A 24,999-nucleotide genomic window follows, 5' to 3' on the forward strand; every position below is an offset into this window, starting at 1 on the left:
TGTGCGGCCCCGATGTCGCGGAACAGAACCGCTCCCGACCTGCCGGCGCCCCGACCGCGCCTCCCGCTCCGTCCCTCGGCTCTGCCTTCGCCCGCCTACGACCCGCCTCCTCCTCCCCGCCAAAGCCCCCAGTCGCTTCCGGCAGCCCATCGCGCCGCCCGTTGGCGTACCTGGGACTGTGAGGACTACCAGGACTACGCCGAAGCCTCCGTCAGGTGGTTCAGTTCCTCGGGGGTGAGGGTGAGGTCCGCTACGGCCAGCAGGGCGGGGAGTTGGTCCAGGGAGCGGGCGGAGGCGATGGGGGCCGTGACGGTCGGCTGGGCGGCCAGCCAGGCCAGGGCGACCGTGGCGTGGGCTGCGCCTCGGGACGTGGCGATGTCGTCCAGGGCCGCGAGGACGCGCGGGCCGGCCGGGGTGTCGAGATAGGCGCCGGCGCCTGCCGCCCGGGGGCTGTCGACCGTCGTGCCGGGGCGGTACTTGCCCGTGAGGAAGCCCTTGGCGAGGGCGAAGTACGGGACGGCGGAGAGGCCTGAGTCGACGGCGACGGACTGGAGGGCGCTCTCGTAGGTGTCCCGGGAGACCAGGTTGTAGTGGGGCTGCAGCGCCACGTAGCGCGCCAGGCCCTCGGCGGCCGAGAAGTCCAGGGAGGCCTTCAGTCGTTCGGGGGTGATGTTGGACGCGGCTATCGCGCGGACCTTGCCGGCCTTCACCAGGTCGTCGAGGGCGGTGATGATCTCCTCGACGGGGACCTCGGGCTGGTCGAAGTGGGTGTAGTAGAGGTCGATGTGGTCCGTGCCGAGGCGGGCCAGGGACGCGTCGGCGGCGGCCTTGATGTTGGCCGCCGTCAGGCCCCGGTACTCGGGGTGCTGGCTCACCTTGGTCGCGATGACCACGTCGTCGCGGTTGCCGCGGGACTTGACCCACTTGCCGATGATCCGCTCGGACTCACCGCCCTCGTTGCCCTCGACCCAGGCCGAGTAGGAGTCGGCGGTGTCGACGAAGTTGCCACCCGCGGCCGCGTACGCGTCGAGGACGGCGAAGGACCGCGCCTCGTCCGCGGTCCAGCCGAAGACGTTGCCACCGAGGGCGAGCGGGAAGACCTCGATGTCGGATGCGCCCAGCTTGCGAAGAGAAGTCATGTCCGACGTCAACGAGCGGACCGGACGCCCACATTCCCATCGAGATCGAGATCGACGTCGACGCCACGCAGGGCGGGGCGTACGCGGCGTCGTTGCTTCGGGGTGAGGCCGACCGTTACGGGTTGAGGCCCTTGCTGCGGAGCCAGGCCGCCGGGTCGATGCCGGTGGTGGAGCCGCCGGGGTGGACCTCCATGTGGAGGTGGGCGCCCGTGACGTTGCCGGTGGCGCCGACGCGGCCGATGACGTCGCCGGTGGCGACCTTCTGGCCGACGCTCACGCCGATGGAGGACTGGTGGGCGTACCAGATCTCGGTGCCGTCATCGAGGGTGAGGACGGTCTTGTAGCCGTAGGAGCCCTCGTAGCCGGCCTGCGTGATGGTGCCGCTGCCGACGGCCTTGATCAGGGTGCCGGTGGGGGCCGCGAAGTCGAGGCCGGTGTGGTAGCCGGAGGACCAGTAAGGGCCGGCCTGACCGAAGCTGGAGGTGAGGGTGTACGAGGAGGTGGGCAGCGTGAACTGCTTGGCCAGGGCGGCGAGACGCTCGGCCTCCTTCTTCGCCGCGGCCTCTTCCTCCGCCTTCTTCTTGGCGGCGGCCTCCTTGGCCTCGGCTTCCTTCTTCTCCTTGGCGGCCTGCTCGGCGGCCTTCTCCGCGGCGGCGGTCTGCGCGGCCTCGGCGGCGGCCTTGTCGAAGGCGTCCTGCTGGGACTCGGCCTGCGCCATGATGCGGGCGCGCAGCGCCTCGCCGGCGTCCGCGGTGCCCTGCTCGGTGTCGGCGGCGATCAGACCCGCGTTGCTGAGGGGGGAGGCGGAGCCCTGGGGCTCCGGCTCGTCGGCCTCGTCCTCGAAGACCGAGCCGACGTTCGGCAGGTCGGGCAGCGATATGGAGACGGGGGCCTTGCCGGACTGCGCGCTCGCCATCCCGGCACCGCTGACGGCGGCTATGACACCGACGCCGAGGACCGTGGAGCTGCGGGCGAGACCGTTACGGGCGAGTACGCCGGTCTTCTTGGCCACGCGGTGCCGACCGCGAACGGGGCGAAGGGAATCCTCGCTGGGGTTCCACTCCTGCCAGGGGCCCTCGTTGTCGCTGTTGTAGCTGCCGTAGCCGAACGTCTGGCTCTCGCCGTCACGCTGGGCCGGCACGAACGGGGCTTCGGTCGCGGACCGGTTCGACGCCACGTGGGCGTACTCCTTCCTTCCTTCTCGCCTACCGGGTTAGCTGACGGGTTCGGAGCAGGAAGGTCTCCTACGCGCGTAAACCGGTCGTGCGTACTGCCACGGCGGTTTCCGTGCGATTCACCCCAGGGTTGGTGGTTCCCCGGTTCCCTTGCGGGATTCGGCGCGTGAGCACGGAGCCGTCTCTTGTGACGGCTGGGACGACCGCGCTGCGTTATCGAACGTTAATAGACGCGAGCACTCCATTCCAAGCTGTTCTGAATGATCGTTCCGCTTTTCGCGCGGGACTTTACGGGTCATGAAGGGCCGAAAACGGGCGAGTTGACCTGGACTCGCGAGTAACAGTCGGCCTGACGTGGCGTCAGTTCTTATACGGAGAACGGCGGAGCGGAGACGCTCGGTGACATCTCCACCTCGCGGACGTCGGACGGCCACACGTCACGGACGCCCGACGGCCATACTCCACGGGCGGCGGACGGCCGCACTTCACGGGCGGCGGACCGCCAGGAGGGCCATGTCGTCCGTGGTGCGGTCGCCCGTGTGCCGGCGCACCTCCTCCGCGAGCGTCGTCAGCAGGGCGCCCGGGGCGGCGAACCCACGGCCCGAGAGGCGCGCGGCCGGGTCGTAGAAGACACCGTGTGCGTCGCGCGCCTCGGACAGGCCGTCGGTGTAGAAGAGCAGCGTGGCGCCGGACGGGAACCCGGTCTCCTCCGCGCGGTCGGGCCAGGTGGCCAGGTCGTCCATGCCGAGCGGCAGCGCGGGCTGCGGGGCGTCCAAGGTGCACAGCGTGCCGTCGGCGTGCAGCAACAGGGGAGAGGGGTGGCCCCGGTTGACGATCCGGGCGCGGCCCTCGCCGTGCGGGAACTCCGCGAGCACGGCCGTCACGAACCCCTCGTACTCCACCGCCGCGTCCCTCCGCGCCGCCTCCCGCCGCGTCCCCTCCCGGGCCAGCGCCCGTTCCAGTCGCTGGGCCACCGCTTCGAGCGTCGCCTCCTGCTCGGCCGCCTCCCGGAACGCCCCGATCAGCACCGCCACCGCCGACACCGCTCCCAGCCCCTTGCCGCGTACGTCGCCGACGATGAGCCGTACGCCGTGGGGCGAGTCCTGCACCGCGTACAGATCGCCGCCGATCGACGCCCCGGCCTGCGCGGCCTCGTACCGCGCGGCGATCTCCAGCCCGCCGATCCGCTCCTGCGGCACCGGGAGCACGGCCCGCTGCGCCGCCTCGGCGATCTCCCGGGCGGTGGCGAGCCGGGCGTCGCTGCGACGGACGAGGCGGTTGATCAGTACGGCCAGTACGGCGACGGTGGCCACCGTGGCGATCTCGGTGATCGCGTCCTCATGGCCCGCGTCGTCGTAGTAGAGGCGGACGCCGGTGATGCCGACCCCCGACGCGGCGCCGGTGACCACCGTGCCGAGCAACGAGAAGAGCGGGGCCGCCACCAGGGGCGCGGCGATGAAGAAGGGGAGCGCGGTGAACTCGCGCGGGGTGAAGTGGTCGTAGAAGAGTCCGACGGCGATCAGCAGCGCGGGAAGGACGCAGGCGAGCCTGCGGGCGTACGAGAACCGCCGCCCACCCGGCTCCCGCATGACCTCCGCACCCTCTCGCTGCCCCACGGATACAGGGTTTCCGGGGTGGGCGGTGGGGCGAGCCGACGGGGCCGAGTGGGTTAGCGGGGGACGGGGAGGGACGCGGAGGGCGGGCGGGTTGAGGCCATCGGGAAGCCGGGCGGGGCTCAGCCCGCCGAAAGGCCGGTCAGTCCTGTCGCGCCCGTCAGCTCGTGGAGGGGGAGGGTGTGCTGGGTCTGGAGGACCTTGGCGCGCAGGTAGCGGACGTTGTGGGCGGTGGTGAAGACGCCCGTGGGCACGCGGTCGCGCACGGCCACGCCGAGGCCGCGCAGCTGCTGCGCCTTGTCGGGGTTGTTGGAGAGCAGGTCCAGCTCGTCGATACCGAGGGCGCCCAGCATCTGGGCCGCCGCCGTGTAGTCACGGGCGTCCTCCGGCAGCCCGAGCGCCGCGTTCGCCTCGTAGGTGTCGAGGCCCTGGTCCTGGAGGGCGTATGCGTCCAGCTTGTTGTAGAGGCCGATGCCCCGGCCCTCCTGGCGGAGGTAGAGGAGGACGCCGCCGCGGTCGGCGATCCGCTCCACCGCCTCGCGCAGCTGCGGACCGCAGTCGCAGCGGGCCGAGCCGAACACGTCGCCGGTCAGGCACTCGGAGTGCAGCCGGACCAGCGGGGCCGTGCCGGGGGCGGGGTCGCCGAGGACGATCGCCAGGTGCTCCCGGCCGTCGACGAGGTCGTGGAAGGTGACCAGTTCGGCGTCGACGCCGTAGCCGTCGTGGAAGCGCAGCGGTACCCGGACGCGGGCACGCGGGGTGGCAGCGGGAAAGTCGGGCATGCGGGTTCTCCGGTCCTGGTGCGGGCATCGCTGTGCTTCAGTTTTGAAGCACAGCGCTCGCAGCGACTCTAACCCGTGCTTCAAATTTCAAGCAACAGGATTGGGGGCACGTCACATTCCCGTCACGCGAGGCCGGCTCGGCCGTCACACGCGAGGCCCTGCCCGACCGGGGACACGCGATCCCCTCGGCCGTCACACGCCATCGCTCGGCCGTCACACACGATTGCCCTCGTCCTGCTGGCCCGACGAGCAGGCGCGGCGGCGCCAGGGGAGGTCGTCCGAGCCGGGGGCCGTCCGGGGATCCCCGCCCTGGATCGCCGTCGCGATGGCCGCGCAGATCTCCTCGAACTGGCCGATCTGCTCGGGGCTGAGATGGTCGAAGACGGCACGCCGCACCGTCTCGACATGGCCCGGCGCCGTGCGCTCCAGCAGGACCATGCCCTCGTCGGTGAGCACGGCGACACTGCCGCGCTTGTCCCACGGACAGTCCTCGCGCCGCACCACGCCGTCCTTCTCCAGCCTGGTCACGACGTACGTCAGCCGACTGCGCGTGATCTTCAGCCGCTCGGCGAGCTCGGTCATCCGCATCCGGCGCTCCGGCGCCTCGGAGAGTGCGGACAGCACCGAGTAGTAGAGGTGCGGCAGGCCGGCCTCCTGCTGGAGCTGCCGATCGAGCGCGTCCTCCAGGAGGGAACTCGCGGCGACGTAGGCGCGCCAGGCACGCTGTTCGTCGGGGGTGAGCCAGCGGGTCGTCATACGTACAGTGTAGTTATTGCTTAAAACTTGAACCAAGGGAGCGCGTCCATGCCCCAGCCCTACGTCCTGTTGTCCGCTGCCGTCTCCCTCGACGGCTTCCTGGACGACACCGGACCCGAGCGGCTGCTGCTCTCCGGCCCGGCCGACTTCGACCGGGTCGACGAGGTGCGCGCGGCCAGCGATGCCATCCTGATCGGGGCCGGCACCCTGCGCACCGACAACCCCCGGCTGCTGGTCAACTCCCCCGAGCGACGCGCGGCCCGGATCGCCGCGGGGCTCCCCGAGTACCCGTTGAAGGTCACGGTCAGTGCCTCCGGCGAACTCGATCCGGCGGCCCGGTTCTGGCACACCGGCGGCGAGAAGGTCGTGTACACGACCGACAAGGGCGCGGCACGGCTGCACGGGCTGGGCCTGCCGACGGGGCCGAACGGCGTGGCCGTGGTCTCCGTCGGCCCCGAGCTGGAGTGGACGGCCGTCCTCGACCACCTCGGAGACGTACGCGGTGTGCGCCGGCTCATGGTGGAGGGCGGCGGCCGGGTCCACACCCAGCTCCTGCAGCAGGGGCTCGCGGACGAGGTGCAGCTGGCCGTCGCACCGCTCTTCGTGGGGGAGGCGGACGCGCCCCGGCTGTTCGGGACAGGCCCCTACCCCGGAGGGCCGAAGAGCAGGCTGCGGCTGCTGGAGACCCGGCCCGTCGGCGACGTCGTCCTCATCCGCTACGCCCCCACCGTCCCCGGCACCGGCCCGGCCGTCTCCCCGCCGACCGGCACTGGCTCGACCTCGCCTGCACCCTGGCCGCCGCGTGCCCACCCTCGCGGACCGCGTTCAGCGTGGGGGCGGTCGTGGTCGCGGCCGACGGGACGGAACTGGCCCGCGGCCACTCCCGCGAGGGTGACGACCCCGTGGTCCACGCCGAGGAGGCCGCCCTCGCCAAGCTCGACCCCGCCGACCCGCGCCTCGCCTCCGCCACGGTCTACAGCAGCCTCGAACCGTGCGCCCGCCGCGCCTCCCGGCCCGCGCCCTGCGCCCGGCTGGTCCTCGACGCGGGCGTACGCCGCGTCGTCACGGCCTGGCGCGAGCCGGACACGTTCGTCAAGGACGCGGCCGCGAGCAACGCGGTGCTGTCGGCGGAGGGCGCCGAGGTGGTCGTGGTGCCGGAGTACGAGGAGCGGGCGAAGGAGCCCAACCGGCATCTGGTGGGGTGAGCGCGACCGCCGTGACGGCGGGCCGGACGGGGGCCGCCGTTCAACCGTGTGCTCAGGGGTCCCGCAGATGGCGTACACTGGTTTCAACGACGCGGGGTGGAGCAGCTCGGTAGCTCGCTGGGCTCATAACCCAGAGGTCGCAGGTTCAAATCCTGTCCCCGCTACTGAAAACCTGAGGCCGGAATCCGAAAAGGATTCCGGCCTCAGATGTTTGTGTCTGTGCATGCTGTGATGCCGCATGTCCTTTCGCCCCGTTATCTTTCCCCCTGATACGTGTCCTGGTAGGTCCCGGACCTACCAGCCCCCGATTCGTCGAGTGCCCGCGCGACCACCTCCGGCACACGGACACGGGCCTTCGGCTCTGCCCCGACCAGTCGGGGTGACGCCGTCGACGTGACACACATGGGCCGTGTCGGCATGCCTGCCTCAGGACGGCGTGTGAGGCTCGGAATCGTGGCAGGCACCTCGGTCACGGAGGCCTTCCGGGTTCGGTGCGGCGGTGGCGATGCGAGGAGGCAGTACGCGTGTCGGTGGAGAGGACCGGATCCGGGGCCGTGTCGCCGCCGGATCCGGTGGCGCTTCTCCGGAGTCGCGCGTACCTGGTGCTTCTGGCCATGGCCGCGCTGATCGGCGTACCCGTGTCCGCGGCGGCGTTCGGGTTTCTCGCCCTGGTCGGCGAGGTCCAGCCCTTGATGTACTCCGATCTGCCCGAAGCACTGGGGTTCGACGGAACACCGGCCTGGTGGCCGCTGCCGTTGCTCGCCGTCGGCGGACTGCTGGTGGGACTGACGGTCCGGTACCTCCCGGGGCACGGCGGTCATGAACCGACCGCCGGGTTCCAGGCCACCGGCGCGCCCCCACCCGTCGAACTGCCCGGCATCTTCCTCGCCGCCCTGGCGACGCTCTGCTTCGCCGCCGTCCTCGGGCCCGAGGCACCCCTCCTGGCACTCGGCAGCGGGCTCGCCGCCGGTGCCGTACGGATGGCCAGACGCGACCCGCCGGAGCAGATGAGCGCGGTGTTGGGCGCGGCGGGGAGTTTCGCGGCCGTCAGCTCGCTGCTGGGGTCGCCGCTGCTGGGGGCGTTCCTCCTGATGGAGGCCTCCGGGCTGGGCGGGCCGATGATGACGATGGTGCTGGTGCCCGGCCTGCTGGCCGCGGGTATCGGCGCGCTCGTCTTCGTCGGGCTCGGCTCCTGGACCGGGCTGGGCACCTACTCGCTTGCCCTGCACGACGTACCCGAGGCCATGCGCCCGACAGCGGCGGAGTTCGGCTGGGCCCTGGTCATCGGGCTGCCGGCCGCGCTCGTGGGTGCGGGCATCCGGCGGCTCGCCGTGCGGCTCCGCGAGCGCGTCGAGCGGCGGCGGGTGACCACCACCGTGGTCATGGGCCTGGTCGTGGCGGCACTGGCGATCGGCTACGCGGAGGGCACCGACAAACCGGCGACCGACGTGCTGTACTCGGGGCAGACGGCGCTGGACCCCTTCCTCACCCACAGCGCCGCGTACTCGGTGGGCGCGCTGGCGCTGCTGGTGCTGTGCAAGGGCCTCGCCTATTGCGTGTCGCTCAGCGCGTTCAGGGGAGGCCCGATCTTCCCCGCGATGTTCGTGGGGGCGGCGGGCGGCATCCTCTGCTCCCATCTGCCGGGACTGAGCCTGGTCGCGGGGTTCGCGATGGGCATCGGGGCGATGAGCGCGGCCATGCTGCGGCTTCCGCTGGTCTCCGTCCTGCTGGCCACCCTGCTGCTCGGGGCCCAGGGCATCACCGTCATGCCGCTGGTGATCGTCGCGGTGGTGGTCGCGTACGTCGCCACGGTGAGGCTGACACCGTTGCCCGATGTTCCCGCCGGCCGCTGAGCAGCAGCACCGGGCAGGACGGGCCGCCACCACCAACGCCGACCGCAGCATCCGGTGCCGGGGCGCCGTATGCCGTCGCCTGGTTCCTCGACGCACCCCACCGACATCAGCCAGGAGGATTTTCTGCCCGCCCAGAACAGGGCCGGGCAACCCGAGGATCCGGAAGCGGGTGGCGGCCTCATGCCGGTCGCGGCGGCGGGACCGGGTTCACCGCCGCGACCGGCCTCGGTTCACTGCCAGAACACCTCTTCCACGATGATCCGCGGGTCCTCGACGCGCCGGATGAAGGTGTAGATCATCCAGCCGTGTCCGCTGTCGAAGAGGAAGACGCGGGGCCCGTGGGGATCGCTGGACAGAACCGGCTCGACCTTTACGCCGTCGGGGAGGTCCGCATCGGCGTCCGCGCCGCCACCGCGGGCGTCCCGCACCCTGGCAGCGCCGTTCGGCACCCTGCCGCCGTTCCGTCCGGCGTTCCACAAGTGCCGCGTATGCGCAGGTCAGCGGAAGTCTGAGCGTTCCAGCGTCCCGAAGATCCCGGAGGAATGGCGGCTGGGACGGGGCCGGGCACAGTCTTGGGTCATCGCCACCACGGCGTCCCACCGGAACGAGCGGGGACTCCGTGATCGGCACGAGCGAACAGGGCGCCCCTGCGCCCGTTCGCCGTACGACGGCCCTCTTCCGAATGCTCAGAGAAAGCAGTCCCTCATGCGTATCACCACTCGTACCGCCCCTCGTACCGCCGCTCGTTTCGCCGCCCGAGCAGCCGCCTCCTCCATGGTCGTCGCGGCCGCCCTCGCGGTGATCGGTTTCCAGGGCGCCGGGCAGGCCGCCTCCGCCGCCCCGCAGAAGAAGGCGCCCTCGATCGTCACGTGCACCGCGGCGAACACCGAGGTGACCGTCTCCACGCCGACCCGCCCGATCAACCACCTGCTGCTCAAGGCCACCAACACCGGCTCGAAGCCCTGCTACGTCTACAGCGCCCCGTTCCTCAGGGCCGGCGCGGACGCCCAGGCCCCGGTGGCGTGGGCCGAGGAGACGACGCCGCAGTCCGTGCTGATGCTCGAGCCCGGCAAGTCCGCGTACGCCGGCATCACGACGTACTCCCCCGACGGTGAGGGCGGCAGCAGCATCAAGACCCTGGGCGTGATCTTCGCCGACAGGAAGGGCGACGCGACGGGCGCGGAGAAGACCCTGAAGCTGTCCAAGGGCGGCGTCTTCTTCAACAGCGCCGCCACCGTCACCTACTGGCAGGGCAACGCGGCGGACGCCCTCGCCTGGTAGCGCGTACGGCAGATCGGACGGATGCCCCCGCCCGCCCTCGAACCGTGGGCCCGGTGTTCAGGACAGGGGCGGCTCGCGACCCGAGAAATGGAGCGAACCGACGTTGCCGGCCTGAATCACCGGGCCATGCTGAACGCCACCACTGATCGTGTTGTGCACATCCGCGGCCTGTTGCCTCTCCCCGCCGGGCATCAAGTCATCGAGTATCGACCGCGGTTCGGACGCGGCGGCCGGGTTGGACTGCAGAGTGCGACGCAACCGCGTTCGCCACTCCGACTCCACATCCAGGGCCGTCTGCTCGTCACCAGCCTCCAGCGCCGCCGTCAGCTCGTCCCGCGACGTCTCCAGCTCCCCCTCGATCACGTCCTCTTCACCACCACGGTGACGCGAGAAGAACGAGACCATGCGGTCACGGGCCTGTGTCCAGGAGTCCGTCGCCATCTGCTGAACGAATGCCGTGGCTCCCGCGGCAGCGAGTGCCATCAACTCAGCTTCCACCGAACCCCCTTTGCAAGATCGTTCTCGACGCCTGGCCCTTTCATGGGCTTCCCACCGCCACTGTCCCCCATGCGCTGACGGTAGGGCACAGCACCGGTTGGCGACAGAGCGCGTCAGCCTCCGTAGATCGAGCTCTATAGATCGAGCCAGTCGCCCCGGGAACGCCACAGCGCCCGACCCGACCGAAGTCGACTCGGGCGCTGCACCGCAGGTCGGAGGGATGTCCCCCACCCGCGAACCGTAGGCCCTGTGGGACTCGAACCCACAACCAATGGATTAAAAGTCCACTGCTCTGCCAATTGAGCTAAGGGCCCAGGCGATGTTGCCTCCCCGAGCATAGCCGGACGTGGCCGGGAGTCCGATCGGGTATCGGTACCCGGCCGCGTCGGAGGGCCGCAAAAAGGTCCGCCGCAGAACAGAACGGGCGGAAGATCGGCGGAAGTCGGGCGAGTTGGCCGGGCCGGGCCCCCTCCCGTCGCCACGGAACGGCGGCGCGTCGCACCGACCGAACGGCAGGGGACCGAGCCCGGCCACGAACTCACGAACTCACGAACTCACGACGTCACGACGGATCACAAATCAACGGATCACGCGGGATCACGGATCGACGGAATCGACGGATCACGGATCGCGGATCGCGGATCGCGGATCGCGGATCGACGATCGGCTCCGGCGTCGCCTTCCGTGCCGCCTCACGAGCCACGCTCCGCTCGTGCTCGGGGTTGAGGAAACAATGGCGGGCGGATACGGCCCACCACAGCGCCGCGAAGCCCGGCACCACGAGCACGGCGACGGGGGCGTAGTTGAAGTTCTCCCAGGTGACCGGGGAGAGCTGCGGGAGCATGAACAGGACGGTGATGAAGAGGACCCAGACCACCGCGACGATGCCGATCACCCGCGACCAGCGGCCCAGGTGCCGGGGCCCGCGCTCGAACGCGTCGCCCTTGCGCAGCCTCAGCAGGGTCGGGATGACGTACGCGATGTAGAGGCCGATCACCGCGATGGAGGTGACGGCGGCGTACGCCGTCACATTGATCAGATACGGGAGGCCGAGGAGCAGCGCGCCGCCCGCCGCCAGCCAGACCGCCGCCACGGGGGTAGCGCGTGCGGGGGCTGACCGTGTGCGGGGGCTGACCGTGTGCCAGACGTGCGAGAACGGGAGCGCCCCGTCGCGCGAGAAGGCGTCTCTGCCCCTTTCCGGGGACGTGACATGCGCCACACCGTGGCCGAAAACCGGCGGGGGGAGGGGAAACCGAAGGGCCCGTACGACCGAAGTCGTACGGGCCCTTCTCTGTTTCAGTTGGCGTCAGCCGTTGCGCTTCCAGCGCGGCTTGTCGTCACGACGGCCGAAGGAGGAGCCGGTGCCGCTGCCGCTGCCGCGGTGGTCGTCACGACGGCCGTACGGGCGCTCGTGGCCGCCGGAGCGGAAGCCCGGACGGTCGCCCTGGCGGTCGCGGTTGAAGGGACGGTCGCTGCCCCGGTGCCCACCGCGCTCGTCACGACGCTCGAAGGAACGACCGCCACGGTCGTTGTCCCGGCGGACCCCGCCACGGTCGTTGCGGTCACGGTCGAAGGAACGCCCACCGCGCTCACCGTCACGGCGCTCGAACCCACCGCGTTCGTTGTCCCGGCGGAACCCGCCACGGTCGTCGCGGCGCTCGAAGGAACGCCCACCGCGCTCACCGTCACGACGCTCGAACCCACCGCGCTCGTTGTCCCGACGGAACCCGCCACGGTCGTCGCGGCGCTCGAAGGAACGGCCGCCACGGTCGTTGTCCCGGCGGAAGCCACCACGGTCGTTGTCACGACGCTCGAAGGAACGCCCGCCACGGTCGCCGTCCCGACGGTCGTCACGGCGGTCGAAGCCACCGCGCTCGCCGTCGCGGCGGAACCCGCCACGGTCGCCGCGCTCGCCGCGGTCGTTGTCACGACGCTCGTAGCCGTTGCCCCGCTCCTCGCGGCGCTGGCGCGGCTGGTCGTACGCCGGACGCTCGTGCACGGGCTGCTCGACGATCGCGGCCGGGGCCTCGACCGACGAGGCACCGTCCGCCTCGACGAGGGCGACGGCGGACTCCGCGGCCTCGGCGGCCGCGGCGGCCGCGGCCGCGACAGCGGCCTCCGGGTCCTCGCCCCGCTCCCGGGCCGCACGCGCGGTCAGCCGGTCGGCCTCCTCGCGCAGTTCGCCGGCGCGGCGCGTGGCCCGCTCCAACTCCTTGGTGAGGTGAGCGACTTCACGCTCGGCCTGCTGCGCGGCGTTGCCGGCGGACTCGGCCTGGACCTCGGTCATCGACCGGGCGCCCGTGATGTCGGCCACCTCGGGGTCGAACGTCGTGCCGCCCTGGATGATGTGACGCCCGGCGTCGACGCCCGCGTCCTCCATCAGCCGGAAGATCTGGCGGCGCTGGTGCGGCAGGGAGAGGGACACGACCGTGCCCGTACGCCCGGCACGTGCCGTACGGCCGGCCCGGTGCAGGTAGTCCTTGTGGTCGCCGGCCGGGTCCACGTTGAGGACGAGGTCGATGCCGTCGACGTGGATGCCTCGGGCGGCGACGTCGGTCGCGACGAGCGCGTTGACGTAACCGTCCTTGAAGTCGGCCAGCGTGCGGGTCCGCGCGCCCTGGGTCATGCCGCCGTGCAGCGCGTCGGCCTTCACACCGGCGTCGCGCAGCTGCTCGGCGATGCGGTCGGCGCCCAGCTGGGTGCGGACGAAGATGATCGTGCGGCCCTTGCGGGAGGCGATGGCGGCCGTGACCGGCGCCTTGTCCTTCGGCTTCACGATGAGGATGTGGTGCGACATGGTCGTGACGTTGCCCTGGGCGCTGTCGACCTCGTGCGAGACCGGGTTGACCAGGTAGCGCTTGACCAGGGTGGAGATCTCGTTCTCCATGGTCGCGGAGAACAGCATCCGCTGGCCGCCGGCCGGGACCTGGTCGAGCAGCTCGGTGACCTCGGGCAGGAAGCCCAGGTCCGACATCTGGTCGGCCTCGTCGAGGACGGCGATCTGGACGTTCTCCAGCGAGCAGGCACCGCGGTTGATGATGTCGCGGAGACGGCCGGGGGTGGCGACGAGGACGTCGACGCCGCGCTCCAGGGCGTAGATCTGGTTGCCCATCGACGTACCGCCGCAGACGACCTTCATCTTCAGGCCGAGGACGTCGCCGTACGGCTGGAGCGCGTCCGCGACCTGCATCGCGAGCTCACGGGTCGGGGTGAGGATGACGGCGCGGGGCTTGTGCTTCTCGGTGCGGCCGCCGGCCAGCGTGGCCAGGGTCGGCAGGCCGAAGGAGAGGGTCTTGCCGGAGCCGGTGCGGCCTCGGCCGAGGATGTCCTTGCCGGCCAGGGCGTCCGGGATGGTCGCGGCCTGGATCGGGAAGGGGGTGGTCACGCCGTTCTGCGCGAGCTTGCGCACGACGCCCTCGGGGAGACCGAGGGTCGCGAAGGTGACCTCGGGGGCCGCCGTCTCGACGGAGTCGTTCTCGCCGTTCTCGGGCACGACAACGTGATCAGTACTGGAAATGGACATGCGTATGCGAAACCTTCCGGAGTCTCGTCGGCACGCGCCCGTCAACTCCGTGATTCGCACACGACCGCCTCTATGCGGTCCGCCACGGCAAGGGAGAGTACGCGCCACACGGCGCGCTCTGCGGTGGCGCCGGGCAAATGGGATCAAACGATCTACCACCATACGCACCCACCACCCCCCAAGGCAAACTGAGCAGATAGCCGCAGGTCAGGGATGTGCGGCCGATCAGCGGGGCACGGGGCGCGGGGAGGGCCGCCGACGGGGCTGCGGCGAGACCCGTGTGCGCAGTGAACAACGCCACGAAACCAGCGGGGCCGGAGCGCAGCGTCTGCGGCGGACGCGAGGCAGGGGCCCTCAGAAGCGGCGGCCTCAAGCGCGGCGCCTCCGGCGGACGTACCACCCGTACCACCCGTACCACCCGTCCGGATGGTGGCGACGCGACAAGACCGGCGCGGCCCGAGGCAGCGCCTTCAGCGGGCGCGACGGGACCAACCGTGTGGCCGGTGGGACGGCGCAGAACCGGCGGCCCCAAAGCGCGGGCTCCCGCCGCGGGCCGCACCGAGGCCCGCCAGGGCGTGGCGCAGCCCCAGCCCCGACCGGACCCCACCGGCGCCATCCGACCACCACCGCCCACACGCCCGCCATCCGACCACCACCGCCCACACGCCCGCCATCCGACCACCACCGTCCACACGCCCGCCGACCGGACAGCACCGTCCCCACCCGCGCCCTCATCCGCGCCCCCAACCGGCCGCACCCGCCCCGCGCCCGCCCCGGCAATCCGGCCGAGCCCGCCTGCGCGCTCCCCTCCCCGCCCACACACGACACGCCCTCCGCCCAACCGCCGGAGGGCTAGGCCGTGTTGCCCGCCTGGGGTGCCGGCTCGCGTTCCATCAGTTGTGCTCCCTGTTCGTGCGCGGACGAGGACGGCTCGGCCGAGGGTTCCGGCGACGGCGAGGGCTCCACCGGCTTCGTCGGCTTCGTCGGCTCCGGCTCGGGCGGCACCACCGTCGGCGTGGGAGTCGGCTCGCCCTTAGTCGGCTCGGGCTTCTCCGGCCGCTCCCCCTTCCCCTCGTCCTTGCCCCCCTTGGGCGGCGCCGCCTTGCCGGACGGCTTCGCCGCCCCGGACGCCGACGCGGAGGCGGACGCGGACTCGGCGGCGGAGGGGTCGGGCGAGGCGGAACCCCGGCGCTTGCCCTGCCCGGACTGGTACCCCGTGCCGCCTCCGCCCGTCACCGCGGAGCCCCCGTCCGGCTTCTCCCCACCTGGTTGCCCCACGGACGGCGACGGCCCGGGCTTCCGCCCGTCGTCCCCCACGCTCATACAGCCGCCGGCTGCCGCGACGGCCAGGACCGTGGCGGCCAGACGGACGGATACGTTCAAGGCGCGCACGGCGGCCACCTCCGAGGGGGGCGAGTGAGGAGTCCCCCTGCCCAACTCCCGCCGCCGACAAGAGGACACGCGCACACCGGCAGCGCCCCGAAGGGGCACGGGGACCGCGCGACCAGCCCCACCCACCCGTACGGACCTACGGCGCCGACCCACCCACCCGCGCAGCCGACGCACCCACGCAGCCGGCACACCCGAGACGGCAGCCCGCCCCGAAAGCGTCTCGGCGACCGCGACTATCCGTACCCCAGCGCATGCAACCGCGCGTCATCGATCCCGAAGTGGTGCGCGATCTCGTGCACCACGGTCACCTCGGTCTCCGCGACCACCTCCTCCCGCGAGTCGCACATCCGCAGCGTCGGCCCCCGGTAGATCGTGATCCGGTCCGGCAGCACCCCGGCGTACCACTCCCCCCGATCCGTGAGCGGAGTCCCCTCGTACAGCCCGAGCAGCTCGGGATCGTCGGCGGGCGGCTCGTCCTCCACGAACACCGCCACGTTGTCCATCAGCCGTGTCAGCTCCGGCGGAATCCGGTCCAACGCCTCGGCGACCAGTTCCTCGAACTCCTCGCGCGTCATCTCCAGCACACGGCCATTGTCATGCACGACCCCGCCACCCGCCCCCGCATATCCGTCCTCACCCCTGGGCATACGGGACCAATGGCACGCGTCCCCGCCGCCCCGGCCCACCGCACCACCGACGCCGACACCCCGACACCCCCGACACCGCCATGAGGACCGTTGTGCGGACCGCTCTGCGCCGCGTCTCCCGGGCCATGCCACGTGCCCCTCGCGCTCTGGCCCGGCACTACCGCTCCCGCCGCACCCAGCCGACCCTCGAACTGGTCCACCACCCCCATCCCTGGGGACGCGCGCTGGGCCTCGTCGCGGTCGTGCTGCTCGGCGCCTGGCTGGGCCTGCTGATCGTCGGGAACGTCCGCACCCCCGTCGGCCCCATGAACACGACGATGACCCTGCGCCCGTCCCTCACCGGCGGCACGAAGATCAACGTCTCCCCGCTCGGCGCCCTGGAACTGGCCAGCCACAACGCCCCCGTACGCCTGGACGTGAACGTCGACCAGCTCGACCCGGAACGCGCTCAGGCCCTGGTCGACCACCCCGAGCGGATCTCCGGACTGCAGGAGGAGATCGCCTCGGACGTGCAGCACGGCACCGTCGACCTGGCCGTACGGTCGGGCGTCGCCGTCGTCGTCGGGGCCACCACGCTCGGCCTCGCCGTGTTCCGCCGCCCCCGCCGCGCCCTCGCCGCGGGCGGCCTCGCGCTCGCCCTGCTGGCCGGCGCCGGTGGTACGGCCGCCGCCACCTGGAACCCCAACTCCGTCCTGGAACCCAAGTTCTCGGGCCTGCTCTCCTCCGCGCCCTCCCTGGTCGGCAACGCGCGCAGCATCGTCACGGAGTTCGACATCTACCAGAAGGAGTTGGCCCGCCTGGTGACGAACGTGACCAAGCTGTACGACGTCACGTCCACGCTCCCCGCGTACCAGCCGGACCCCACGACCATCCGCGTCCTGCACGTCTCCGACATCCATCTGAACCCCGCGAGCTGGAAGATCATCGCCTCGCTGGTGGAGCAGTACGAGATCAATGTCATCGTCGACTCCGGCGACACCATGGACCACGGCAGCGCCGCCGAGAACGCGTTCCTGGACCCGATCGCCGACCTCGGCGCGCCGTACGTCTGGGTGCGCGGCAACCACGACTCGCGCGAGACACAGCGCTATCTGGAGGGCATCGACAACACGCACGTCCTCGACGAGGGCAGGGCGGTGACCGTCGGCGGGCTGCGCTTCGCGGGGATCGGGGACCCGCAGTTCACCCCGGACCGCTCGACCGACAAGGCGGGCCTGCCCTCGGAGGAGGTGGCCGGACGGCAGCTGGCGGACGCGCTGCGCGCCCAGCGGGCGGCGGGCAGTCCCGTGGACATCGCGATCGCCCACAACCCGGACGCGGCCCGGGAGACGGACGGCCAGGTCCCGCTCGTGCTCGCCGGGCATGTGCACCACCCGGAGATGGAGGTCCTCGACCGGGGCACCCGCCTGCGCATCGAGGGCTCGACCGGCGGCAGCGGTCTGCGCGCCGTGGAGGGCAAGTACCCCGATCCCATCCAGGCCTCGGTCCTGTACCTCGACCGCGACAACCGGCGCCTGCAGGCCTGGGACGAGATCAAGCTCGGCGGGCTGGGCCTGACGACGGCCGAGGTCAGTCGCCACCTGCCGAAGGAGAACCAGCCGGGGGCCGAACCCGGGGACGAGCGGTCCCCGTCACCCACCGGGACCACGTCGACGGACGGGGCCCCCGGCGGCCCGTAAACCGTTTTGGCGATACCTCCCGCCATCCCATATGCTTCTCACGTCCCCGACGCGCTGAGAAGCGCCCAGGCGGGCCGATAGCCCTCATCGTCTAGCGGCCTAGGACGCCGCCCTTTCAAGGCGGTAGCACGGGTTCGAATCCCGTTGGGGGCACGCAACACACTGTGCGAGACTAGTCCCGCACAAGCTTGGTCCTGTGGAGCAGTTTGGAGTGCTCGCCACCCTGTCAAGGTGGAGGCCGCGGGTTCAAATCCCGTCAGGACCGCTGGTGTTTCACGTGAAACATCGCGGCTGGGTAGCTCAGTTGGTACGAGCGATCGCCTGAAAAGCGATAGGTCGCCGGTTCGACCCCGGCCCCAGCCACAGCGAACGAAGACCCCCTCCGGGCAACCGGAGGGGGTCTTCGCGTGTACGGCAGCGGACGTGTGCGCGGTGCGCCGTGACGGCCCCACGCAAAAGCGTTCGCCCCTCGTTTCCCGGAGGTGAGATCCTGGGTCGCGTATGTCCACTCACCCCGCCCCCGCCTTCGGCGCCCTCGCCCCCCGTCTGGCCGAGCTGTCCCTGCGCGACGCGCACCGGCTCGGCCGCAGACTCGAAGGCGCGCGCAAGATCCGTAAGCCCGAGGCCCGGGCCGCCGTTCTCGCCGAGATCGAGGCGGAGGTCGCCAAGGGCGAGTCCCGCATGGCTGAGCGCGCCGCACGCGTGCCGGCCGTCTCGTACCCCGAGCAGCTGCCCGTCAGCCAGAAGAAGGACGAGATCGCGGCCGCCATCCGCGACCACCAGGTCGTCATCGTCGCGGGCGAGACCGGCTCCGGCAAGACGACCCAGATCCCGAAGATCTGCATGGAGCTGGGGCGTGGCGTACGCGGCATGATCGGGCACACCCAGCCCCGCCGTATCGCCGCCCGTACGGTGGCCGAGCGCGTCGCGGAGGAACTGCGGACGCCGCTCGGCGAGGCCGTCGGCTGGAAGGTGCGGTTCACCGACCAGGTCAACCCGGACGCCACCTTCGTCAAGCTGATGACGGACGGCATCCTGCTCGCCGAGATCCAGACGGACCGCGAGCTGCGCGCCTACGACACGATCATCATCGACGAGGCCCACGAGCGGTCCCTCAACATCGACTTCCTGCTGGGCTATCTCGCCCAGCTGCTGCCCAAGCGCCCCGACCTCAAGGTCGTCATCACCTCCGCGACCATCGACCCCGAGCGCTTCTCCCGCCACTTCGGCGACGCGCCGATCGTCGAGGTCAGCGGTCGGACGTACCCCGTGGAGGTGCGCTACCGCCCCCTCCTCGAAGAGGACTCCGAGGACGCCGACCGCGACCAGATCACCGCCATCTGCGACGCGGTCGAGGAGCTTCAGGGCGAGGGCAAGGGCGACATCCTGGTCTTCCTCTCCGGTGAGCGCGAGATCCGGGACACGGCCGACGCCCTGAACAAGAAGAACTACCCCCGCGCCGGAAGCGCTCATGGGCAGGCCACCGAGGTCCTCCCCCTCTACGCCCGGCTCTCGCACGCCGAGCAGCACCGCGTCTTCCAGCGGCCCGATGCAGGAACAGCCCGCAGGATCGTTCTGGCCACCAACGTCGCCGAGACCTCCCTGACGGTCCCCGGGATCAAGTACGTCATCGACCCCGGCTTCGCCCGCATCAGCCGCTACAGCCACCGCACCAAGGTCCAGCGGCTCCCGATCGAGGCGATCTCCCAGGCCAGCGCCAACCAGCGCAAGGGCCGCTGCGGCCGTACGTCCGACGGTGTCTGCATCCGGCTCTACAGCGAGGAGGACTTCGAGGCCCGCCCCGAGTTCACGGACGCGGAGATCCTCCGGACGAACCTCGCCTCCGTCATCCTCCAGATGACCGCGGCCGGCCTCGGCGACATCGAGAAGTTCCCCTTCATCGACCCGCCGGACCACCGCAACATCCGCGACGGCGTCCAGCTCCTCCAGGAGCTCGGCGCGCTCGACCCGGCGCAGAAGGACGTACGCAAGCGCCTCACCCCGATGGGCCGCAAGCTCTCCCAGCTGCCCGTCGACCCGCGCCTGGCCCGCATGGTCGTGGAGGCCGACAAGAACGGCTGCGCCCGCGAGGTCATGGTGATCGCCGCCGCTCTCTCCATCCAGGACCCGCGCGAACGCCCTGCCGACAAGCAGGCCCAGGCGGACCAGCAGCACGCCCGCTTCAAGGACGAGACCAGCGACTTCCTCGCCTTCCTCAACCTCTGGCGGTACGTACGCGAGCAGCAGAAGGAGCGCGGCTCGTCGTCGTTCCGGCGGATGTGCAAGCAGGAGTACCTGAACTTCCTGCGCATCCGTGAGTGGCAGGACATCTACAGCCAGCTGCGGACGGTCGCGAAGCAGATGGACATCCATCTCAACGAGGACGACGCCCCGGAACAGCACATCCATGTCTCCCTCCTCGCCGGCCTGCTCTCCCACATCGGCATGAAGGACGTGAAGGACGCCGGGAGCGAGGGCGGCCGGAACACGGGGAAGAACGAGTATCTGGGCGCCCGGAACGCCAAGTTCGCGATCTTCCCGGGCTCGGCCCTCTTCAAGAAGCCCCCGCGGTTCGTGATGTCCGCGGAGCTGGTGGAGACGAGTCGCCTCTGGGCCCGGGTCAACGCGAGGATCGAGCCCGAGTGGGTCGAACCCCTCGCCGGGCACCTCCTCAAGCGCACGTACAGCGAGCCGCACTGGGAGAAGGACCAGGCGGCCGTGATGGCGTACGAGAAGGTCACGCTGTACGGCGTGCCGATCGTCGCCCAACGGAAGATCAACTACGGCCGGATCGACGCGGAGGCCAGTCGCGAGCTGTTCATCCGCAACGCGCTCGTCGAGGGCGACTGGCGGACGCACCACAAGTTCTTCGCCGACAACCGCAAGCTCCTCAGCGAGGTCGAGGAGTTGGAGCACCGGGCGCGGCGTCGGGACATCGTGGTCGACGACGACACGCTCTTCGACTTCTACGACCAGCGGGTCCCGGAGCATGTCGTCTCCGGCGCCCACTTCGACTCCTGGTGGAAGCACAAACGCCACGAGCAGCCGGACTTCCTGGACTTCGAGCGCGAGATGCTCATCCGGGAGTCCGCCGAGGCGGTCACCAAGGCCGACTATCCGGACTCCTGGCGCCAGGGGCAGCTGAAGTTCCGGGTGACGTACCAGTTCGAGCCGGGCGCCGACGCGGACGGTGTGACCGTCCACATCCCTCTCCAGGTCCTCAACCAGGTCACCGACGAGGGCTTCGACTGGCAGATCCCGGGCCTGCGGGAGGAGGTGGTGACGGAGCTGATCCGTTCCCTCCCGAAGCCCATCCGCAGGAACTACGTACCGGCGCCGAACTTCGCCCGGCGTTTCCTGGACCAGGCGGTCCCGCTCCAGGAGCCGCTGCCGGTGACGATGGCCCGCGAGCTCAAGCGCATGGTGGGGGTGCCGCTGACCCCCGAGGACTTCGACTGGTCCCGGGTCCCCGACCACCTGAAGATCACCTTCCGGATCGTCGACGAGCGGCGCCGGAAACTCGCCGAGGACAAGGACCTGGAGTCGCTGCGACTGCGGCTGAAGCCGAAGGCACGTCAGGCCCTCTCCCAGGCGGCCGCCGCCACCGCCGAGCGCCAGGGCGGCGAGTCCGTGGAGCGGACGGGGCTGACGGACTGGACGATCGGCTCGCTCCCCCGGGTCTTCGAGACCCGCAGGGCCGGGCAGCCCGTGAAGGCCTATCCCGCACTGGTGGACGACGGCCCGACGGCGAACACCGTCTCCGTACGCCTCTTCGACACGGAGGCGGAGCAGGCGGAGGCGATGTGGAAGGGCACCCGCAGACTCATCCTCCGAAACATTCCGGTCAACCCTGCGAAGTTCGCGAGCGAAAAGCTCACCAACGCACAGAAGCTGGCACTGTCCGCCAATCCGCACGGTTCGATCCAGGCACTCTTCGACGACTGCGCGATGGCCGCGGCCGACAAGTTGGTCGCCGACTTCGGCGGGCCGGCGTGGGACGAGTCCTCGTACCGCAAGCTGTACGACAAGGTGCGCGCGGAGATCGTCGACACCACGGTCCGCACGGTCGGCCAGGTGCAGCAGGTGCTGGCCGCCTGGCAGGCCTGTGAACGCCGCCTGAAGTCCACCCGCAGCCCGGCCCTCCTCGCCAACCTCACGGACGTACGGGGGCAGCTGGACGCCCTCGTGAAGCCCGGGTTCGTCACGGAGGCGGGGCTGCGGCGGCTGCCGGACCTGATGCGCTACCTGGTGGCGGCCGACCGCCGGCTGCAGCAGATGCCGACCGGCGTCCAGCGGGACACCTCCCGGATGGAGAAGGTCCACGAGATGCGCGACGAGTACGCCTGGCTGCTGGAACAGCTGCCCCAGGGGCGGCCCGTGCCCTCCTCGGTGACGGAGATCCGCTGGATGATCGAGGAACTGCGGGTCAGCTACTTCGCGCACGCCCTGGGCACGGCCTACCCCGTCTCCGACAAGCGGATCGTGAAGGCGATCGACGCGGCGGTTCCGTAATCGGCCATGTACACCGGGTGAGTTCGACCGCGGGGCCACCGCTCCTGTACAGTCTCTTCTCGCAGGCCAGCGCGGCAACAAGGCGCGGACTGCGAAACCTGGTCCTGTGGAGCAGTTTGGAGTGCTCGCCACCCTGTCAAGGTGGAGGCCGCGGGTTCAAATCCCGTCAGGACCGCACGATCGCCAGAGGCCCGCATCCGATGAGGATGCGGGCCTCTTCCGTGTGCGACGGCGGGCGATCACCCAAGAGCGCGGGACACTGAGGCTGTTGGGCGGGTGCGGGTCCCATGGGGCTGTCGCGCAGTTCCCCGCGCCCCTGGAGGGAGTCTGCGGCCCCACCCTCGACGCCGTGGGGGTTGACGGCGTCACATTCCGCCGGTACTTCAGAATTCAGGGCCCAGAGACCCCCGGAGGTGGCGTATGGCGGCGTCCGTTCGGCACGAGACCCGCGCATTGCTCCGTGCTCACCTGTCGGCCGCCTCCTCGTACCGTCACCTCACCCGCCACTGCCCGATCTGCCACCGCCTGCTGCGGCTGGCGACGGAGCACCCCACGGGCGGCGAGGACGGCACCGACAGCCCCACGGAGGTCGAGACGCCCGCCAAGGCGTGAGACGCGTCCCGCAGGGAACACACTCGGCGAGGGGCCTGCCACGCTCAACTCCCGCCCCCTCTACCGCAGATGTCGCCCGGGCAACAAGCAGCCCGGTGTGTGACGGGTGTCACTGAACGAGTTTTCGGAACGCCGGTTCTTACCAGTCCCCTACAACTAGTCAATTTAATATGTGCAATTGCACCAGTCACCGGAGTCCTGCACAGGAGATCCGACACCCCTCCCCAGAGTCCGACAAGCCCGCTCACAACCCGCCGCTTCCGGACCTGGAACCACCCGATCGACTGGTCCCGGCCCCTGGTCCGCACACAAAAAGATCGCGCTGGACCCGGCGGAGTCCAGCGCGATCTACGACGCACCCTTGGTGCTTGCCTGACGAAAACCCGGGAAGCCTGGGCCTCCCGGAAAGCTCTGTGTGGCTCGGGCGTGGGAACTGTTGGGGCAGAACCCGCGTCGCTTGAAGCTGCTGAGCGGTGCTTTCAGGCTTCCGACCGATTGGGGGACCAGCCGAAATGCCCTGTCATGCGGTGATTCAGGCCTCGCTGCGCTGCTGCGGAATGCCCGCGAGCAGTGCGCGGACCTCAGCCTCGCGGTAACGGCGGTGTCCGCCGAGCGTGCGGATGGACGTGAGCTTGCCGGCCTTCGCCCACCGCGTGACCGTCTTGGGGTCGACGCGGAACATGGTGGCGACCTCAGCCGGGGTCAGCAGCGGCTCGGCATCAGGGGTGCGAGCGGTCATGAGCGGCCTCCTCGGGAGAACCGAACCTTCTCGGTTCTTTCCTCTAAATTCTGCACCTTGACCCGCGTTGCCCGAAATGGCGGACGCGAGTCGAGTCGGTTATAGGACGAACGGCTTGTCCTCGGCACTACAACTACACCATCTGTCCAGCCGCGTCGGCCAAACCGATGGAATTGCCCTCCCAGGTGTTCATCAGCGACGGATGCCGATGGACCATGCCATAGCGGACAGTCACGCCACTGTGACGATCAGTCACAGTGGCGTGCAGGAGTCACGAGACCCCCCAATAGCGTGCAATGCTGAGATTCCACCCATACGTGGGCAGAAGGAGCCTCCCCCGGGCTCCTTGTCCTATTTTGACACGAGGAGGTGCGTAAGAGGCAAGGCCCGCGTAAGTGCAATCCGTCACGCTTGGCGGCTTCTTGACACAAAAGCCCGGAACAGGGACCTACGTCCCACGATGACACGCGCAGGTCAGTGCGCTGCGTCAAGCTTGGGTCAAGGGTGGACAGTTCACCATGGTTCGGCTTTCGTGGAAAGCCTTTTCCCATCGGCCCCACAAGTCACAAGTACGGACGCGACGTTGAGCCGGTTCAACCGGTTCGGCCCGGTTCAGTTCGCCGAGCGCCGGTCCCGTACCGCCCGCCAGCGCTCGACCAGGCGCCCGTAGGCCTCCCCGGCGGCGAGGCCGTCCCCGCCGCGCAGGGCCTCGATGCCCTCGGCGACGTCGGCGGCGGAGTGGTCCCCGTCCAGTTCGGCGGCGGGCAGGACGTGCACGAGGCCGCCGTAGTCCAGCTCGACCAGCGAGCGCGGGTGGAACTCCTCCAGCCAGCGCCCCACGTCGATCAGGCCGTCGATGAGCGGGCCCTCGTCGATGGTGTCCCGCAGGGTCCGCAGCCCCCGCGCCACGCGCCGGCGGGCCTGCACCATGGGAGTGCGATAGCGAAGCACCGGCGAGATCTCGCCGGATTCCTTCTCGCCCGACCCCTTCTCGTACGTCCGCTCCTCGTCCGAGACGAGGACGAACCAGCTCAGCGGCACCTGCCAGGTCGCGGTGCGGATCCACGGCCGGGCGTCGGGGTTGCCGGCCATCCAGCGCTCGTAGTCCTGGCTCGCCTGGTGGCGCACCAGCGGCGGCAGCACCGCGTCCAGGACGGGGGCCGGCAGCTCCTCGGCCAGGTCGCCGAGCGCCTGCCAGCCCCGCAGCCGGGTCCGCCAGGGGCAGACACAGACCACCCCGTCGACCTCCAGCACGAAGGCGTCGTCGCTCTCGTGCACCGGAACCGGCACCGGCGGGGTCGGCAGCAGGTCGGCCAGCGAGCGGCGCAGCTCGTCCTGGTACGAGGGGCGGTCGGGGCGCCGGGCGTAGCGGGCCCAGTGGCCGCGCTCGGGCTCGGGGAAGGCCGCCAGCGGCTCGTACACGCGGAGGTAGGACGCGTACGGGACGATCACCGAGGACACCTTGGGCACGCCTGCTCCCTCCCCCGGCTGCCACCGGGGAAACCTGCGGAACCCGCCCACGGGCGGGCCGGAAAACTGTGCGGGTCGCACCACGTCCGTACTCCGGCCGGGGGGTGATCCTGATGCTGCGCC

17 protein-coding genes, 6 tRNA genes, 2 pseudogenes and 1 riboswitch are annotated in these 24,999 nt (G+C 70.7%); of the genes and pseudogenes, 11 read left to right on the forward strand and 14 right to left on the reverse strand.

Annotated elements, in window-relative coordinates; all coding sequences use genetic code 11:
- Positions 1–194: 194 nt before the first annotated feature.
- The 5 genes from E4N62_RS22690 to E4N62_RS22710 form a co-directional block, all read right to left on the reverse strand.
- Positions 195–1,139, reverse strand: a complete 945-nt coding sequence (locus tag E4N62_RS22690; RefSeq protein WP_230217184.1) for an aldo/keto reductase — start codon at positions 1,137–1,139, stop codon at positions 195–197.
- A 115-nt stretch (positions 1,140–1,254) separates the two neighbouring features.
- On the reverse strand, positions 1,255–2,316 hold the full coding sequence (locus E4N62_RS22695; protein WP_230217186.1) for a M23 family metallopeptidase: 1,062 nt from the start codon (positions 2,314–2,316) through the stop codon (positions 1,255–1,257).
- A 10-nt stretch (positions 2,317–2,326) separates the two neighbouring features.
- A riboswitch (cyclic di-AMP (ydaO/yuaA leader) is annotated at positions 2,327–2,489 on the reverse strand.
- A 310-nt stretch (positions 2,490–2,799) separates the two neighbouring features.
- Positions 2,800–3,903: a PP2C family protein-serine/threonine phosphatase gene (locus E4N62_RS22700; protein WP_230217503.1), complete on the reverse strand. Its 1,104-nt coding sequence runs from the start codon at positions 3,901–3,903 to the stop codon at positions 2,800–2,802.
- Between the two features lie 146 nt (positions 3,904–4,049).
- Entirely contained in the window at positions 4,050–4,709 is a 660-nt protein-coding gene (gene ribA, locus E4N62_RS22705) for a GTP cyclohydrolase II (protein ID WP_184892217.1), read from the reverse strand.
- Between the two features lie 213 nt (positions 4,710–4,922).
- Complete coding sequence (locus E4N62_RS22710; RefSeq protein WP_230217187.1) at positions 4,923–5,465, reverse strand: MarR family winged helix-turn-helix transcriptional regulator; 543 nt, start codon at positions 5,463–5,465, stop codon at positions 4,923–4,925.
- A gap of 48 nt (positions 5,466–5,513) precedes the next feature.
- Here E4N62_RS22710 and E4N62_RS22715 point away from each other — a divergent pair.
- The 3 genes and pseudogenes from E4N62_RS22715 to E4N62_RS22725 all read left to right on the forward strand — a co-directional run bounded on the left by E4N62_RS22715 (position 5,514) and on the right by E4N62_RS22725 (position 8,523).
- A pseudogene (locus E4N62_RS22715) lies at positions 5,514–6,670 on the forward strand (dihydrofolate reductase family protein).
- A gap of 90 nt (positions 6,671–6,760) precedes the next feature.
- Positions 6,761–6,834, forward strand: a tRNA-Met gene (locus E4N62_RS22720).
- A 450-nt stretch (positions 6,835–7,284) separates the two neighbouring features.
- A complete protein-coding gene (locus E4N62_RS22725) occupies positions 7,285–8,523 on the forward strand; it encodes a chloride channel protein (RefSeq protein WP_230217505.1) in 1,239 nt (412 codons plus the stop codon).
- Positions 8,524–8,753: 230 nt separating this feature from the next.
- Here the strand turns inward: E4N62_RS22725 and E4N62_RS22730 are convergent, their stop codons facing one another.
- Positions 8,754–8,972 carry a hypothetical protein gene (locus tag E4N62_RS22730; RefSeq protein ID WP_230217189.1) on the reverse strand — a complete coding sequence of 73 codons (219 nt, stop codon included), beginning with the start codon at positions 8,970–8,972 and terminating at the stop codon, positions 8,754–8,756.
- 256 nt (positions 8,973–9,228) lie between these two features.
- Between E4N62_RS22730 and E4N62_RS22735 the strand changes: the two genes are divergently transcribed.
- A complete protein-coding gene (locus tag E4N62_RS22735; RefSeq protein ID WP_230217192.1) occupies positions 9,229–9,804 on the forward strand; it encodes a DUF4232 domain-containing protein in 576 nt (191 codons plus the stop codon).
- A gap of 57 nt (positions 9,805–9,861) precedes the next feature.
- Here the strand turns inward: E4N62_RS22735 and E4N62_RS22740 are convergent, their stop codons facing one another.
- The 6 genes and pseudogenes from E4N62_RS22740 to E4N62_RS22765 form a co-directional block, all read right to left on the reverse strand.
- Positions 9,862–10,302: a hypothetical protein gene (locus E4N62_RS22740; protein ID WP_230217194.1), complete on the reverse strand. Its 441-nt coding sequence runs from the start codon at positions 10,300–10,302 to the stop codon at positions 9,862–9,864.
- Between the two features lie 241 nt (positions 10,303–10,543).
- Positions 10,544–10,616 (reverse strand) — tRNA-Lys (locus E4N62_RS22745).
- A gap of 338 nt (positions 10,617–10,954) precedes the next feature.
- Positions 10,955–11,524: pseudogene (locus E4N62_RS22750) on the reverse strand (amino acid permease); the annotation flags it as partial.
- Positions 11,525–11,608: 84 nt separating this feature from the next.
- On the reverse strand, positions 11,609–13,825 hold the full coding sequence (locus E4N62_RS22755) for a DEAD/DEAH box helicase (RefSeq protein WP_230217197.1): 2,217 nt from the start codon (positions 13,823–13,825) through the stop codon (positions 11,609–11,611).
- An 852-nt stretch (positions 13,826–14,677) separates the two neighbouring features.
- Positions 14,678–15,217: a hypothetical protein gene (locus E4N62_RS22760; protein WP_230217199.1), complete on the reverse strand. Its 540-nt coding sequence runs from the start codon at positions 15,215–15,217 to the stop codon at positions 14,678–14,680.
- A 233-nt stretch (positions 15,218–15,450) separates the two neighbouring features.
- Complete coding sequence (locus tag E4N62_RS22765) at positions 15,451–15,801, reverse strand: metallopeptidase family protein (RefSeq protein WP_230217201.1); 351 nt, start codon at positions 15,799–15,801, stop codon at positions 15,451–15,453.
- Positions 15,802–15,944: 143 nt separating this feature from the next.
- Between E4N62_RS22765 and E4N62_RS22770 the strand changes: the two genes are divergently transcribed.
- From E4N62_RS22770 to E4N62_RS22800, 7 genes are all read left to right on the forward strand, one after another.
- Positions 15,945–17,543 (forward strand): metallophosphoesterase, encoded by a 1,599-nt coding sequence (locus E4N62_RS22770; RefSeq protein ID WP_374117041.1) that lies wholly within the window; start codon positions 15,945–15,947, stop codon positions 17,541–17,543.
- 80 nt (positions 17,544–17,623) lie between these two features.
- Positions 17,624–17,696: transfer RNA gene (locus tag E4N62_RS22775), tRNA-Glu, on the forward strand.
- Positions 17,697–17,733: 37 nt separating this feature from the next.
- Positions 17,734–17,808, forward strand: a tRNA-Asp gene (locus E4N62_RS22780).
- A 24-nt stretch (positions 17,809–17,832) separates the two neighbouring features.
- Positions 17,833–17,906 (forward strand) — tRNA-Phe (locus E4N62_RS22785).
- Between the two features lie 138 nt (positions 17,907–18,044).
- Positions 18,045–22,055, forward strand: coding sequence for an ATP-dependent RNA helicase HrpA (hrpA, locus tag E4N62_RS22790; RefSeq protein ID WP_230217203.1), 4,011 nt, complete (start codon positions 18,045–18,047; stop codon positions 22,053–22,055).
- Positions 22,056–22,155: 100 nt separating this feature from the next.
- A tRNA-Asp gene (locus tag E4N62_RS22795) sits at positions 22,156–22,230 on the forward strand.
- 245 nt (positions 22,231–22,475) lie between these two features.
- On the forward strand, positions 22,476–22,667 hold the full coding sequence (locus E4N62_RS22800) for a DUF6274 family protein (RefSeq protein ID WP_230217205.1): 192 nt from the start codon (positions 22,476–22,478) through the stop codon (positions 22,665–22,667).
- A gap of 532 nt (positions 22,668–23,199) precedes the next feature.
- Here the strand turns inward: E4N62_RS22800 and bldC are convergent.
- Complete coding sequence (gene bldC / locus E4N62_RS22805; protein WP_003949541.1) at positions 23,200–23,406, reverse strand: developmental transcriptional regulator BldC; 207 nt, start codon at positions 23,404–23,406, stop codon at positions 23,200–23,202.
- A gap of 612 nt (positions 23,407–24,018) precedes the next feature.
- A complete protein-coding gene (locus tag E4N62_RS22810) occupies positions 24,019–24,876 on the reverse strand; it encodes a hypothetical protein (protein WP_230217207.1) in 858 nt (285 codons plus the stop codon).
- Positions 24,877–24,999: the final 123 nt, after the last annotated feature.

This window comes from Streptomyces sp. MNU76, assembly GCF_020982545.1.
GTDB lineage: Bacteria > Actinomycetota > Actinomycetes > Streptomycetales > Streptomycetaceae > Streptomyces.

What these genes read in the sequence shown, in the direction of transcription:
- E4N62_RS22690 (WP_230217184.1), bottom strand. Translation starts at nt 1,139, where the DNA reads ATGACTTCTCTTCGCAAGCTGGGCGCATCCGACATCGAGGTCTTCCCG.
- E4N62_RS22700 (WP_230217503.1), bottom strand. Translation starts at nt 3,903, where the DNA reads ATGCGGGAGCCGGGTGGGCGGCGGTTCTCGTACGCCCGCAGGCTCGCC.
- ribA (WP_184892217.1), bottom strand. Translation starts at nt 4,709, where the DNA reads ATGCCCGACTTTCCCGCTGCCACCCCGCGTGCCCGCGTCCGGGTACCG.
- E4N62_RS22710 (WP_230217187.1), bottom strand. Translation starts at nt 5,465, where the DNA reads ATGACGACCCGCTGGCTCACCCCCGACGAACAGCGTGCCTGGCGCGCC.
- E4N62_RS22725 (WP_230217505.1), top strand. Translation starts at nt 7,285, where the DNA reads ATGGCCGCGCTGATCGGCGTACCCGTGTCCGCGGCGGCGTTCGGGTTT.
- E4N62_RS22735 (WP_230217192.1), top strand. Translation starts at nt 9,229, where the DNA reads ATGCGTATCACCACTCGTACCGCCCCTCGTACCGCCGCTCGTTTCGCC.
- E4N62_RS22755 (WP_230217197.1), bottom strand. Translation starts at nt 13,825, where the DNA reads ATGTCCATTTCCAGTACTGATCACGTTGTCGTGCCCGAGAACGGCGAG.
- E4N62_RS22770 (WP_374117041.1), top strand. Translation starts at nt 15,945, where the DNA reads ATGAGGACCGTTGTGCGGACCGCTCTGCGCCGCGTCTCCCGGGCCATG.
- hrpA (WP_230217203.1), top strand. Translation starts at nt 18,045, where the DNA reads ATGTCCACTCACCCCGCCCCCGCCTTCGGCGCCCTCGCCCCCCGTCTG.
- E4N62_RS22800 (WP_230217205.1), top strand. Translation starts at nt 22,476, where the DNA reads ATGGCGGCGTCCGTTCGGCACGAGACCCGCGCATTGCTCCGTGCTCAC.
- bldC (WP_003949541.1), bottom strand. Translation starts at nt 23,406, where the DNA reads ATGACCGCTCGCACCCCTGATGCCGAGCCGCTGCTGACCCCGGCTGAG.